Origin of the sequence: Nostoc sp. XA010, assembly GCF_020829625.1 — a bacterium.
Taxonomy (GTDB): Bacteria; Cyanobacteriota; Cyanobacteriia; order Cyanobacteriales; family Nostocaceae; genus Nostoc.
In genome coordinates, this window is record NZ_JAIVFX010000002.1 from 354,187 (window position 1) to 366,450 (window position 12,264).

The following is a 12,264-nucleotide window of genomic DNA, read 5'->3' on the forward strand; positions in this document are numbered from 1 at the left end:
GCCCATTAGCGTCAACTTAACGTAAAAGCCATGTCCCGCAAGGAACTTCAGTTCCTTGCTAATAGCGAAAGTCATCTAAAGATGACTAAATAATCCAAAAAATCTTTAGTCTACTGAAGTAGAATTTAGCTAAAAGCCAAAGAACTTTAGTTCCAGGCGGGGAGTCAAGCCAAAAGTTTTGCTATTTCAAGGCTTTTGTTGACACTAATGGGCAATGGCGTGTCCCTACCTATAAAAATCGCTATATCTGCGGTTTTAAATCTTTATTAGGGCAATTTATAGCTACCAACACGCAGATTTAACTGACCTTGGCGCGGGTTCTGGCTGAATATAAATGCACCTTCTTCACTTTCCCCGCTAGATAAAAAGTCGATCTGTTGCTCTCCTGTTTCTGTAACTTTACCGTTAATTAATAACTCAGCCATAACTTGAACTGACTCGGCTGTGTCTCCTCCACTATTGACGACTTCAAAGGGAACATAAAATTGCCCATTAATTTCCCGAATTGTTTGTTTTTTACTGACAGAAAGGATGGGAGGTTGATTCTTTTCGTTCAGCCAAGTGTAGCCCACCAAACTCACAATGATTGCTAGGATAAGTGAGGCGACGCTGAATGTTACCCACTCAGCTATTGAGCGTGATGGTTGTTCTGTTTTAGTCATATTGTTAACCTTCCGGCTGCACCGCCAATAGTTGCAGGTAAGCCCAGCATCAAGGTATGATCTAACCACATTGTCCAAGGGTCGCTAAAAGTTAACTTTTGAAAGAACCACAGCATAAAAGCACTTGCTAGCAGTGATACTAAATAGGACATAATGGTTTCGCTTGATGGTCGTTGGAAAATTCCCTTTTGCTGTTTCCGCTTTTGCTGGTCAGAAAAGCCTGCCTGAAATACAATGCCATAAGAAATCAGCAAAGATGTGGCGATCATTGCCAACTGCCAAAGTGGCGAGGCTGCGGCTGCAAGCATAGGAATTTCATCTGTTGGAGCAATGTTAAATGCAATTATGGTCGCACCAATCAGGGTTCCACCCACATCGGCAAAGGTGGCTTGTAACTCATCCTCTTTGTTCTTGGTTGCGCTGTTTACCCGATCGCCTGCTTGTGCTTCTGCATTCGCATTTCTAGTATCTCCTAAAAGCTGGTTGGCTAATGCTACACCGAGAGTGAAAGGCACACTTTCAAAGATGATTTTACCTAAAGATTCCTTTAAGGAAGTTTCTGGCGTCAATTCTCGCAATAGTAGCAGCACAAAGGCACAGCAAGCTAGTCCGATCGCGATCGCTTCTATAGTATCCATTGCGGCTTGAGTAGTTAGCCAGCTATATCTGCGTTTCCGAAAGCCTTCTGTCTGATTCAGGAAGTAAACCACAATAAACATGAATGCGATCGCCATCATCATCAGTTGTGGCTTTACCAATGACCCAATCCACCAAACCTCCATTGTGTACAGTAAAGGTATACCAAATAAAAAACCTCCGCAAGCACCCCGAATGATGTCATTAATCTCACTCCTCCATAGATTTTTTTGACGTTTTGTTGTCACTCCTTTACTTTCCTTTTGTTGAAAATTTTTCTTTGACTTATACTCATTCTCTATGAAGATGCATATAGCAGTCCTAAATCCTTCGTGAAAAGTTAGATCCCCGGCTTCTCAAAGAAGTCGGGGATCTGAACACCGCAAATTTATAATATTTTCATATTTTTGAAGGAGGGTGTTCTGTCGCACCCCGTATCTATCTTAAGATACATAATCTACTAAATTCTTCTCTCGGCTGATGGAGGTCAAAAATAATACACTACTGTTAGTTTATGTAATAGCTGAATCAACTACAAGCTGGAAATAAAAACCATGAGCGCCGAAAAAAGAGTAGAAGCTACTGCAAAAAATATTGAAGGGAAAATTCAAGAGGTTGTGGGTGAAATAACCGGCAATCCACAAGATAAAGCTGAAGGAGAAACAAAGCAAGCCCAAGCCCAAGCAACTCACACTGTAGAAAACATTAAAGACGAACTTAAGAAAGCTTTAGATTAATTTAGTTTTTGCAGTGTAAATAGAAATACTAGACTAGCGATGATTCATGAGTCATAGTGTAATATTAATTACTCCACTTACTTTCAGAAAGTGGAGTTTTTGTGTCGGCTTCTTTTGAAATACGTTTAAGATGGGAAAATATCAAGAATCATTGGGAGGAATCAATCGTCATGACTGTTATTGTTGCAAAGTGGACGATTGACGAATATCACCGCATGATTGATGCTGGCATTTTGAGCGATCGCAAAGTTGAACTACTTAAGGGAGAGATTGTCGAAATGTCGCCGGAAGGGGAACCCCATGCTTATTGTAGTGATGAATCTGGTGAGTATCTAGCAAAGTTATTGGCTGAACGCGCCAAAATTCGTCATGCCAAGCCTATCACATTACCTAACGACTCGGAACCAGAGCCAGATATTGCCATTGTCCAACGTTTAGGACGCGAGTATCGACAGCATCATCCCTATCCAGAAAATATTTTTTGGTTGATTGAGTATGCTAACTCCAGTTTAGAAAAAGATTTAGAGAGAAAAAGCAAAATCTACGCAGAAGCAGGTATTTTAGAATATTGGGTTGTCAATCTCAAGAAGCTACACCTAGTAGTGTTTCGAGAAATCTTAGACGGAGAGTATGCCACAAAACTGACATTGACTACGGGAACAATTCAACCTCTGGCATTTCCAGATATTTCTGTTGCAGTGGAACAGATTATTAACAGTTAAAGTATTTTAAATAAAAAGTCAAATTCCATGACTTTTACCAACTACCCAATTACGCCGGAAAAATCGGGCTAAAGCTGATTCTTCTAAGGATAGATAAATAGGGCGTCCGTGGGGACAGGTGCGAGGGTTGCGAGTGCGTTGCCAATTATCTAAAAGTGTCTGCATTTCTTGTTGATTCATAGGTGTACCATTACGAATGGCACTGCGACAAGCGACAGCTACTTGAGCTGTTTGTAAATCGCCTCCCCAACTAAGCTCTAAAATTGCTTCTGCACAGTCGTCTCGCTGTTGCAAAGGTGCAGGGATGTTTCGTACTGCCCAAAGTTGCTCGCCAAAGGGGTCTATTTCTAAACCGATGCGTTGCAGTTGCGATACTTGCGCTGGCGACAATTGATAAAGAATGATTGGCGGTTCGACGGGGACAAGTTGCCAATCATCACACAATTGCTCATACAAAACTCGCTCGTGGGCAATGTGCTGTTCCACTAACCACATACCACTTGGATGTTCCGCCACAATATAGGTGTTGCTAACTTGAGCGACAGCTTTTAAAGAGTTAGGAGTTGGGAGTGAGGAGTTAGGAGTTTTGGGATTTTCGTTAGGGTTTTGAGAATTGAAATTGTAGCTGCCTTTTGCTTCTGCGGCTTTGAGTAATTTACTAACTCGTGTTGTGTGGACAGCTTCTTTGAGATTGTTAGAAGAGATGCTGAGTGCTTGGTTAATTGCTTGAGTAATTTGCTCTTGCCAATAAATGATTTCGTTGAGGTAAATTTCTGTTTTTGCTGGATTGCGATTCCAGTTAATTTGATCGGGGGAAATGGCAAGATGTAGGAAACAAATTGGATAGCGATCGCGTGGTAATGTTCTGTGAAATGCTGATAATATTGTTTGCTCTAATTCTGGTGTCTTAACCATCCGTCCGTTGATGGCTACACGTACCCAATCTGGACGATGACGATGACAGCGATCGGGTAATCCTACCACTAAGTTTAGTGCGGAGTGGGGAGAGACGCGATTAATCGCGTCTGTACAAGAGTTTGGAGGGTTGGGTATTTCGAGTTTGACTTCTTGCAAATCACCTTGTCGCACTTGGGGTAAAATCTGCGGTAGCAGTTGCCCAGTTGTCGAAGCTGGAGAGATGGTGAACCATTGACGATCATTTTGCCAAATCTGCCAGGTGACGTGAGGATGACACATAGCGATTTGGTGAATTGTGGCTTGCACAGCTTTCATTTGCTGTGCTGCTGTGGGCAATCCCTGACGACGAGATGAGCAATTACCGAAAAGATGAGAAACTGTCACCACTGTACCAGGTGCGATCGCAGTTACTTCAACTTGCACAACTTCCCCGCCATTGCCATAGCTAATTCGCCATCCTAATTTTCCATCCACAGGACGACTCAAAATTTCTAAATCTGCCAAAGTTGTTAAGCTATGTAACGCCTCACCACGAAATCCTAAACTGTTAATTTTCCATAAATCGGCACTAGAGCGAATTTTACTCGTGCTGTGGGCTGTGGCTGCTTGTTGCAAATCATCTAGGTTCATTCCACAACCATTATCTGCAACGCGAATTCGCCATTGCTGCGGCCATAAAGAAACCACAATGCGCGTTGCACCTGCGTCTAGGGAATTTTCTACCAATTCCCGCACCACAGAAGCGAAACAGTCGATTACCTCACCAGCTGTAATGAGATATACAACTTCTGTTGGTAAAGCTTGAATAGTAGATGCCATAAATTATAGTTTATAGCTTCTGGGTGCAAGGGAAGCAGGGGAAGTGGGGGAAGAAATCAATTGAAAAATTAAAAATTAAATAATTGTACCCTTACAGGGAAGCAAGCTACACGCAGCGTCTCGTAGAGAAGAAAAAGACTGGGGGAGATGTAGGTTTAGCTTACCGTAGGCTGGGAGATAAGAAGGCGAATTTACGATAAATTTTTATTAATTGTCAACAAAACTCTATTAAACGGGGATTTTTGATAAATTACTGCTTTTTTGTATTGCACATTAGACTTATAACAAAAATCTGAATTAGCGAAAAGGAAACCACAGATAAACACCGATAAATTATCTGCGTATATCTGTGGTTTAATCCCTAAAAAGTTGACTTTTGCAAGATATTTACTGTGCATTACAGCTTTATCTACAGCATCAAAAAAACTCAGTGATTGCAACATTAATTAATATTGAATTATCTTACTTTCTGCTTACCTCTAGATAATGGTTAATTACTATCGCGTCAGAACTTTAGGTGGTTCAGGTTTCAGTAAACCGTTCAACAGGGATGCGGGACGTTGACTGTAAGGCCAAGCAAAAGCATGACGGAAAGCTGCATCCTGACAAGCTTGTAGTTGTGCAAAACTGATAATGTTGTAAGTCAAGAGATTCTCATACTCAAACGGTAGACGCACATTGTGCAATCCAGCATTATCAGTACAGATAGCAATATCTACCCCAGCTTCAAAACAACGGTCAAAAACTAATTTGAGTTGACGGATATCCTGCAAAGTACCAGTTTTCAAGTAAGTTGTGGGGCAAACCTCTAAACACTGTCCGCGTTTAGCTACATCATTAAGTAACTCTGGATACAGTAGGGGAATTTGGATGCCGTGACCGATTCGCATGAGATAGGGTAACAGTTCAGGGTAACAGCCGGCAGTGGTTTCATATAGATGCCCGGTGGTTTTAACGCCCTGCGATCGCGCATAATCATATAAGCTAATCCATTCTTCTAAGCGATCGGCATAATAACTATCACCCCCCGCTACATCTACTGCACAGACATACTGCTTATTTTGCGCCGCCAAATCAACAATCGCCTTGTTCACCTCATAAGGTAGGCGCGTGTGCATACAGAGAATTTGGCTAGTAACAATCGGATATTCTGGCTGATGGCTAGCAAGCCCTACTACTTGCACGATTTCTGCCATCTTGTCAATTCTTTCGGATTGACTCAGATGCTCAGGTGTCCGTAAATAGGGAGTGTAGCGCAGCTCTAGATAAGCCAAATTTTCAAAAATGTAAGCACCCCGCACCAACCGATAGATAAAGTAAGGCAAAGTTTCCACAGTTTGCACACTTTCTACCAGGGTGTGTAATTCTAGATACTCATCCAGGGTGTTGCGTGGACGGGTGTAAAAATCTTCAAATTGTGAATAATCATCAAAGCGGGAAATCAACTCCGAAGAATGTCGCTCGAAATATCGCCATAGAACTCTTGGTACGACCGAGCCGCCTAGATGTCTATGTAATTCAGCATATAAAGTCATAGTGGTATTTTTATGTAAAAATTTCATTAATTGTAACAAAAACATAGAAGGAAAAAATTTGGACTCGAAAAAATTAGCTCCAGAGAAATTGGAGCAGAGGTTTCCCACCATTTGGATTTTTCAGATGAGGCTTCCGGCTTAGAGGCTGCGCGAAGGTCGGGATTTTATCCTTATTTTCTGAAAATCCAGCATTTATATAGCGTTTTGAGCATAAATCAACTTGACATCATTAAGATTAAATTGATAAGATTAAAAACTTTAATTTTTTGTGTTATACTTAAAGAAACATTGCTATTGTTAAAGAAAGTGGAATATAACAATATATTTTTCCTTTAACGAAGCAAATTCCTGGCAAGGTTGGTATTAATTGAAAATTCAAGCGTTGGAAGTCAAGGCTGGCGATCGCATTATTGCTTACTGCAACAACAAAATGCAAACCTGCAAGGTAAAACGCATTTTAGATCCCGGTCAAGCTAATATTACACTATCAGTATTTACATCTGAGAATTATCGCGGTTGCTCAGTTTCATCTATAGTCCGCTTTCAGAGCAACGCCTTGGTTGATTTGGTAAGTTAAAAATCAAGTAAATATTCAATCTCAAAAATATCTCTAACTATTGTCCAGCCTCAAGCTGGATATAGTTATTTTAAAGGTGCGATGCCTGGGTTGGGCTACGGCTATGCACAGACAAATCAATTAATTGTGGCTGGATGATTTTCCAGAAAAACGCCTTCACACTATAGTAGTGCAGGCGAAGTTTTTTGAACAAACTGATATTATGTTCATGCGCCGCCAAGAAATGCGAGAACTAGGCACAAAGTGATTAGCATTGTGCTTAGTTTCTAGTAGTTTGTCAAATTTAAATTGATGGGTAAGCAAGTTCGTAGTAAAGACTTTAGTCCTTAATTCCCTTGCAACCACTCATCTAAGCGAGACATTTCCACCGCACGGTTCAACAGCAATCCATTCGCCCCATTTGAGCCTAGAGCACCAATTCAGTAATCTTGGAAGAACCTCTCCCTGGCTTGAACTAAAGTTCAAGCCTGTCCCTCTCCGAGTCGGAGAGGGACGGTTTTGCGTAGTAAAAGTAGGGAGAGGTCTTTTCTTTACGCATAATTTAGACGGACACCATCTGACTCGTCGAACTTATGTTCCAACTTAGTAGGGTGAAGAGCGATCGCTCCTAAGCAAATTCACAATAAGTAAAAAAAGTCAAACAAAAATTCTGTTGCTTATCGCTTGAGCATTGTGGCGATAAGCAACAGAAAGCTTTGGCTATCTTTTTCGATTTTAGAGCGATGTCTACGACGGGTGGTTCCTGAGCGCATACGCCTACGCACTGCTAAATTTAGGCATGGTGTAGGCTCAAACTCTTGTGAGTCCTTGTGTCAAGCCTAATTGAGATGATCTTACCGTGGCAAAGCAATGCCTACGGCGAGCTTCTCTACGTTCGCGCAGCGTGTCGCAGACAGACGCTCCGCGTAGCTTGCTTCCACGAAGTGGTACGCTAACGCATTACTAAGATTACCCTCCAATTGATGGCTTTTGTTAGTTCTTTTTCACATCACGAGCCATATTGAGAAAGTAGTCGTCAACTTTGGCATTAGGACGACGGCGAGTAGTAGCGGAAACTTTAGGAGTGTTATCCTGATTCGTTTCAATTTGCTCTTTTGCAGAAGCTTGTTTCATACCTTGCTGCTGATCAGATTCCAAGAAATAACCAGAGCTATTGAATCCAAACAGGTTGCCAAAAAAACCAAAGAAATTTCCGAAAAAATTGGAAACACTTTGGAATAAAACACCAAACAAGCCTTGAATCCGAATGAACAAGTTCCGAACAATTTGAGTTAGACGAAACATAACAGCACCCCCTATGATTGCCTATTATCATTGTGACTTAATTCCAATAAGAGGAATGGTGTTATGCAAAAAATCTACCAGCCATAGGCGTGATACCATTTTGGATTGTGGATTTTAGATTTTGGATTGGAAACCGCTTAGTGTATCTGGGTTTTCTCTGTCCATCTGTCGTAATCATTTTAAAATTGGTATGAGAGCAGCGAAAATACAGCAGATTTAAAGTTGGTGAGGTAGACAAGCTAAGTCTTTTACCCAGGTATACAGCGTGTTTTACTCCTGAATTCTGATATTACAGGTTACATTTGAAACATTTATACTTGGCACTACTAACCCGATAACTGCGTCAACTATCTTGCAGCTAAATTACTGTATCAGTTTTCCTGGTGGAGCAATTTAATGTTGATATGGAATGAAATATAACCAATTAACCTCATTTAGTAAGCAGAAGTAATGGCAACTCAGTTCTGGGAAAAAAGCATAAAAATTAATGCTACTTTAACTAACTTACTATTTAAGCCTGTGCGTAGAGGCTTACTCTTATGTCGTAGCAAGCTACGTAAAGCGTCTGGTATTGCGCCTAGTCGCCTCATTAATCAAGGTTGGTGGCTTTTAAGGAAGCGTCTGCTGCCATTATTATGTCTGATATCATTCGTTGCGGTATTACTACTTAACACTTTTGCCCCTAGCGTTGCTCAACTACCTACTCAACCTCGTCAGGAAATTCGGGGGGTGTGGCTGAGTGGTAACGATTTTAGCGTTTTCAGAAATCGCTCAAAGGTACAAGCAGCCATGAGCCAACTGCGGCAGTTAAACTTTAACACTGTTTATCCAGTAGTGTGGAACGATGGCTATACACATTACCCCAGTGCCATCATGCAAAAAATGGGTATTCCTTTCTTCTTCAAGGGAACAGATGGACAAGATGTGATTGCAGACATTATCAGCCAAGCCCGCAGAGAAGGGTTACTAGCAATTCCCTGGTTTGAATTTGGTTTCATGGTTCCCCTAACTTCGGAACTTGCATCTCAGCATCCAGATTGGCTGACACAAAAGCGGGATGGGACTCAAACTTCAATTAGTGCTGCGGGTGAAGTAGCGTGGTTGAATCCGTTCCACCCGGAAGTGCAAAAGTTTATCACCGAACTGGTGATGGAAGTCATTACTCAATACGATGCTGATGGCGTTCAATTTGACGACCATACGAGTTTACCTGTAGATTTTGGTTACGATAAATACACAATTAGTCTATATACTCAAGAAACTGGCAATCCTCCCCCGCCCAATCCTCAAGCCCAAGCATGGATAAAATGGCGGGCAGATAAAATCAGCACATTCATGGTAGACCTCTACCAAACCGTGAAAGCCAGAAAACCGAATGCCATCTTCTCAGTTTCTCCTAATTATTATGATTTCGCCTACAAGCTGCAACTGCAAGACTGGCTCAACTGGGTACGGTTGGGTATTGTCGATGAGTTAGTCATGCAGGTGTACCGTAATGATTTAGAAAGTTTTATTGCTCAAATTACCCGCCCAGAAATTTTAGAAACACAAAAAGTCATCCAAACTGGTATCGGTATTATGGCGGGATTGCGAAATCGCCCAGTTTCCATGCCACAAATTCAATCCCAGGTAAAAGCAGCGCAACAACGCGGTTTAGGTAGCGGCTTTTTCTACTACGAAAGCCTTTGGGATATCGCACCTGAACCAGCTGCGGAACGACAGTCAGCATTTGCGGCTCTTTTCCCAAACCCAGCGTTGCGCGACATCTCTCAAAATACACCACGCAAGCCAAGTTTTGATACTATATCCCTACCTTTATACACAAAACCTTCCCTCGGTCAACGGGTTCGCGGCTATTTCCTAGAAATGGCGATCGCAGGTGGTAAACCAAAGCGTATCTTATTAGATACAGGGTCAGCAGGGCTGCGAGTTCCCAAAGAGTTTTTAGGCAATGCCCCTATCCGCAGAACTGGACAAAATATCAAGGAGGTATTAAGTGATGGTACTATCTTGGAGGGAGAATTAGTTTATACTAACATCCGATTTGGTTTGCTTCCCGCCGCAGAACCCGTTCCGGTACAGATTGTTACTAGTCGCCAATGTACTGCCCAAAAGCCTAATTGTTCAGCAAAGAGTGGTGTGCCATTTTCCGGTATTATCGGTGTCAACTATTTTGAAAAGTCACTTCTCTATAATCCGTTGAGAAAATTACCAGGCAATCTGAGTAACGGATTTATCGTAGTTGGAAATGGCGGTAGTAACAAAAATGGCAGCCTAATTCTCGGTTTAACTGCTGACAATCAAGCAGGTTTCAAAATGGCTGCTTGGACTAAGCAAAGCGAAATTAATGGTGTAACTGGTAATAGATGGGATTCTCGATTGAGCAAAGTTTGTTTAACTCTTGCTGGGAGTTCTGCTAAAAATTCTTGTAATGGCACAATGATTGCTGATACTGGAACTATTAATGGTTTGACTGAATTTAAGTCAGCTTCCACAGCAGGTAAACTCAAACCAGGAGTATTGCGCTCAACAAATGCTTTGAAAGTAGCAATTAATGGCATTTTTGATTACAGCCTGACACCAGGAACCCGCGATGGATTTAATCGCTGGAATTTAAGTATCTCACCACAGGCAGAACTTCCTATATTAGTAAATACTGGCATTGCATTTTTTGATAAATACGATGTCCTCTTTGACCAAGTTAATGGAAGACAGGGTTTTCGCAGTCGGCGGTAAAAGGGAAGTAAAAACTTGCTCTCTCAGAAATAATGATACAAAGCACTGTTGTCTATCAAGGGAAGTTCGAGAGGTTTAAACAGGTTATTATTATAACTTCTGCCCTGCGTAAATCGATCGCACTTCGCCGTTACGGCGGATAACAGCTTCACCATTACTCACCTCTACTAATGTCCAACCGCTTGAGCCGATACTTTCACCCATATTGATGCGGCGAGTCACGCCATCAATTTTAAATAAAGCGGCAGACTTATTGCCTAACTCTAGTAATCCTTCTAAGGTATTACTCGGAGCAGTTGCGATCGCAACTGCCGGATATACTTGTTCTTGGGTAATAGTAGGTTCGGACTCTGGGGCTAGTGCTGCACGTAATGGAACTACTGGTAATGCAGGCAGAGGGCTGGGTGTTTGTCGCACGGTAATCGGTGCAGTTTTCGCAGCTACAGGTTTAAGTTCGGCTCTTACAGCCGCAGCTAACATGTTGACAGTTACTGGTTTGGCGGCTTGTCGCACCGTATTCAGGGCACTTTTCACAACATTCGGTTGAGATCCTTGTAACGCACTCGCAACTCGTGGTAAAAGTGTGGGAGTCCCAGGAATAGCCGGCAGCGCGTAGCGCATTGGCGACGGCGCTTGATAAACGGGAACGTAGATGCGCTCAACAACGCTTCCAGAACGGTTGGGGACTAGTGGTGTGTTGTTAGCTAAAAGTGGAAGTGATGGTAAATTACCAGTTGTTTGCCTGTTACCAAAGGCTACTTGGTTAGTATTTGCCTGACTAGAAAATCCTGAACTGACAGATTTTTGATTGGGAGTTGCTCCTTGTTTATCTATAACTGCCAGCGATTGGAGCATGTAGTCAACCAAATCTGCCTCTATTTCTACTTTTGTTGGCAACTGTGACTGCGGTTGCGGCACTAGAACAGCTGGCAGGGTCAAGTTGTTATTTAACAGATATACAACTCCAGACTGTACCAAGTAGATAGTACCAGCGATCGCCACGCCTAAAGTTGTTCCCACCATCAGCAGGTTGCCCAAATTCCGACTACTTTTCTGACGCTTTCTACTAACTCTTTTTACGGTGGCGGTGTCAAATACAACGGTACTCAAGTGTTTGTGGTTATCTTGAGCAACTGACTGTACTGGTTGGTTCACCGTGTTCGGTATAATCTGCGGTATCGTGACTCTTTGCAGCACGTTTTCTGGAGGTGACTGGCGTTGAGGTTGGGGAGAAACCCCAGCAACAGACTGGTTCGATTTGTTCTGCCTACTGTGCCTAACGGTTTGAGAAAGCAGATTACCACTAACATCCAGAATGGAGTCGATATCGGCAAAGAGTTCATCCATTAGACCATCAGCATAGTTTTCTATCGACCAAGGCTCGTTGGCGATTAAGTCTTCTGATGGTTCCGGTACTATGAGACGGGTGCTGGCTTCTTGTAACATAGACTTTCTGGGTTGTTGCTAGGACGAGGAAACGCCGCGCCTACTGCCTGGGAATTAGGATTACAGATAAAATATCCAATCTGCCGTCTGATTGAGACGAGTTGGTTGAGCGTTGGTATTAAAGTCAACTTTAATCTGGGGATTGTTGATGATGCCACTACTAATAGTTATGTCATCTATCATACCAATCCC

Annotated in this window: 11 protein-coding genes; 4 read left to right on the plus strand and 7 right to left on the minus strand. The window is 42.3% G+C overall.

The annotated features are described in order from the left end of the window. Positions 1-266: 266 nt before the first annotated feature. Both LC608_RS04540 and LC608_RS04545 read right to left on the minus strand, forming a co-directional pair. Positions 267-662: a TIGR02588 family protein gene (locus LC608_RS04540; protein ID WP_229552388.1), complete on the minus strand. Its 396-nt coding sequence runs from the start codon at positions 660-662 to the stop codon at positions 267-269. Further along, a complete protein-coding gene (locus LC608_RS04545; RefSeq protein ID WP_229552389.1) occupies positions 659-1,546 on the minus strand; it encodes a TIGR02587 family membrane protein in 888 nt (295 codons plus the stop codon). The genes LC608_RS04540 and LC608_RS04545 overlap by 4 nt, the downstream gene beginning before the upstream one ends. A 306-nt stretch (positions 1,547-1,852) precedes the next feature. On the opposite strand from LC608_RS04545, the gene LC608_RS04550 reads away from it, so the two are divergent. Next, positions 1,853-2,035: a CsbD family protein gene (locus LC608_RS04550; RefSeq protein ID WP_229552390.1), complete on the plus strand. Its 183-nt coding sequence runs from the start codon at positions 1,853-1,855 to the stop codon at positions 2,033-2,035. A gap of 170 nt (positions 2,036-2,205) precedes the next feature. After that, positions 2,206-2,757, plus strand: a complete 552-nt coding sequence (locus LC608_RS04555; protein ID WP_229552391.1) for a Uma2 family endonuclease — start codon at positions 2,206-2,208, stop codon at positions 2,755-2,757. Positions 2,758-2,775: 18 nt separating this feature from the next. Here the strand turns inward: LC608_RS04555 and mutL are convergent, their stop codons facing one another. Beyond that, positions 2,776-4,494 carry a DNA mismatch repair endonuclease MutL gene (gene mutL / locus LC608_RS04560; RefSeq protein ID WP_229552392.1) on the minus strand — a complete coding sequence of 573 codons (1,719 nt, stop codon included), beginning with the start codon at positions 4,492-4,494 and terminating at the stop codon, positions 2,776-2,778. A gap of 497 nt (positions 4,495-4,991) precedes the next feature. Continuing rightward, positions 4,992-6,029 carry an adenosine deaminase gene (locus tag LC608_RS04565; protein ID WP_229552393.1) on the minus strand — a complete coding sequence of 346 codons (1,038 nt, stop codon included), beginning with the start codon at positions 6,027-6,029 and terminating at the stop codon, positions 4,992-4,994. Positions 6,030-6,396: 367 nt separating this feature from the next. Here LC608_RS04565 and LC608_RS04570 point away from each other — a divergent pair, with 367 nt between their 5' ends. After that, complete coding sequence (locus tag LC608_RS04570) at positions 6,397-6,606, plus strand: hypothetical protein (RefSeq protein ID WP_094352741.1); 210 nt, start codon at positions 6,397-6,399, stop codon at positions 6,604-6,606. 972 nt (positions 6,607-7,578) lie between these two features. Here the strand turns inward: LC608_RS04570 and LC608_RS04575 are convergent. Next, complete coding sequence (locus LC608_RS04575; protein WP_229552394.1) at positions 7,579-7,890, minus strand: threonine dehydratase; 312 nt, start codon at positions 7,888-7,890, stop codon at positions 7,579-7,581. 450 nt (positions 7,891-8,340) lie between these two features. Between LC608_RS04575 and LC608_RS04580 the strand changes: the two genes are divergently transcribed. After that, positions 8,341-10,626 (plus strand): glycoside hydrolase family 10 protein, encoded by a 2,286-nt coding sequence (locus tag LC608_RS04580; RefSeq protein ID WP_229552395.1) that lies wholly within the window; start codon positions 8,341-8,343, stop codon positions 10,624-10,626. A 90-nt stretch (positions 10,627-10,716) separates the two neighbouring features. Here LC608_RS04580 and LC608_RS04585 read toward each other — a convergent pair whose 3' ends face one another. Next, entirely contained in the window at positions 10,717-12,072 is a 1,356-nt protein-coding gene (locus LC608_RS04585) for a hypothetical protein (protein WP_229552396.1), read from the minus strand. A gap of 60 nt (positions 12,073-12,132) precedes the next feature. Then, positions 12,133-12,255, minus strand: coding sequence for a hypothetical protein (locus tag LC608_RS36775; RefSeq protein WP_263983699.1), 123 nt, complete (start codon positions 12,253-12,255; stop codon positions 12,133-12,135). Between the last annotated feature and the right edge of the window lie 9 nt (positions 12,256-12,264).

Coding starts and splice junctions, on each gene's coding strand:
- LC608_RS04540 (WP_229552388.1), bottom strand. CDS start 662: ATGACTAAAACAGAACAACCATCACGCTCAATAGCTGAGTGGGTAACA.
- LC608_RS04550 (WP_229552390.1), top strand. CDS start 1,853: ATGAGCGCCGAAAAAAGAGTAGAAGCTACTGCAAAAAATATTGAAGGG.
- LC608_RS04555 (WP_229552391.1), top strand. CDS start 2,206: ATGACTGTTATTGTTGCAAAGTGGACGATTGACGAATATCACCGCATG.
- mutL (WP_229552392.1), bottom strand. CDS start 4,494: ATGGCATCTACTATTCAAGCTTTACCAACAGAAGTTGTATATCTCATT.
- LC608_RS04565 (WP_229552393.1), bottom strand. CDS start 6,029: ATGACTTTATATGCTGAATTACATAGACATCTAGGCGGCTCGGTCGTA.
- LC608_RS04575 (WP_229552394.1), bottom strand. CDS start 7,890: ATGTTTCGTCTAACTCAAATTGTTCGGAACTTGTTCATTCGGATTCAA.
- LC608_RS04580 (WP_229552395.1), top strand. CDS start 8,341: ATGGCAACTCAGTTCTGGGAAAAAAGCATAAAAATTAATGCTACTTTA.
- LC608_RS04585 (WP_229552396.1), bottom strand. CDS start 12,072: ATGTTACAAGAAGCCAGCACCCGTCTCATAGTACCGGAACCATCAGAA.
- LC608_RS36775 (WP_263983699.1), bottom strand. CDS start 12,255: ATGATAGATGACATAACTATTAGTAGTGGCATCATCAACAATCCCCAG.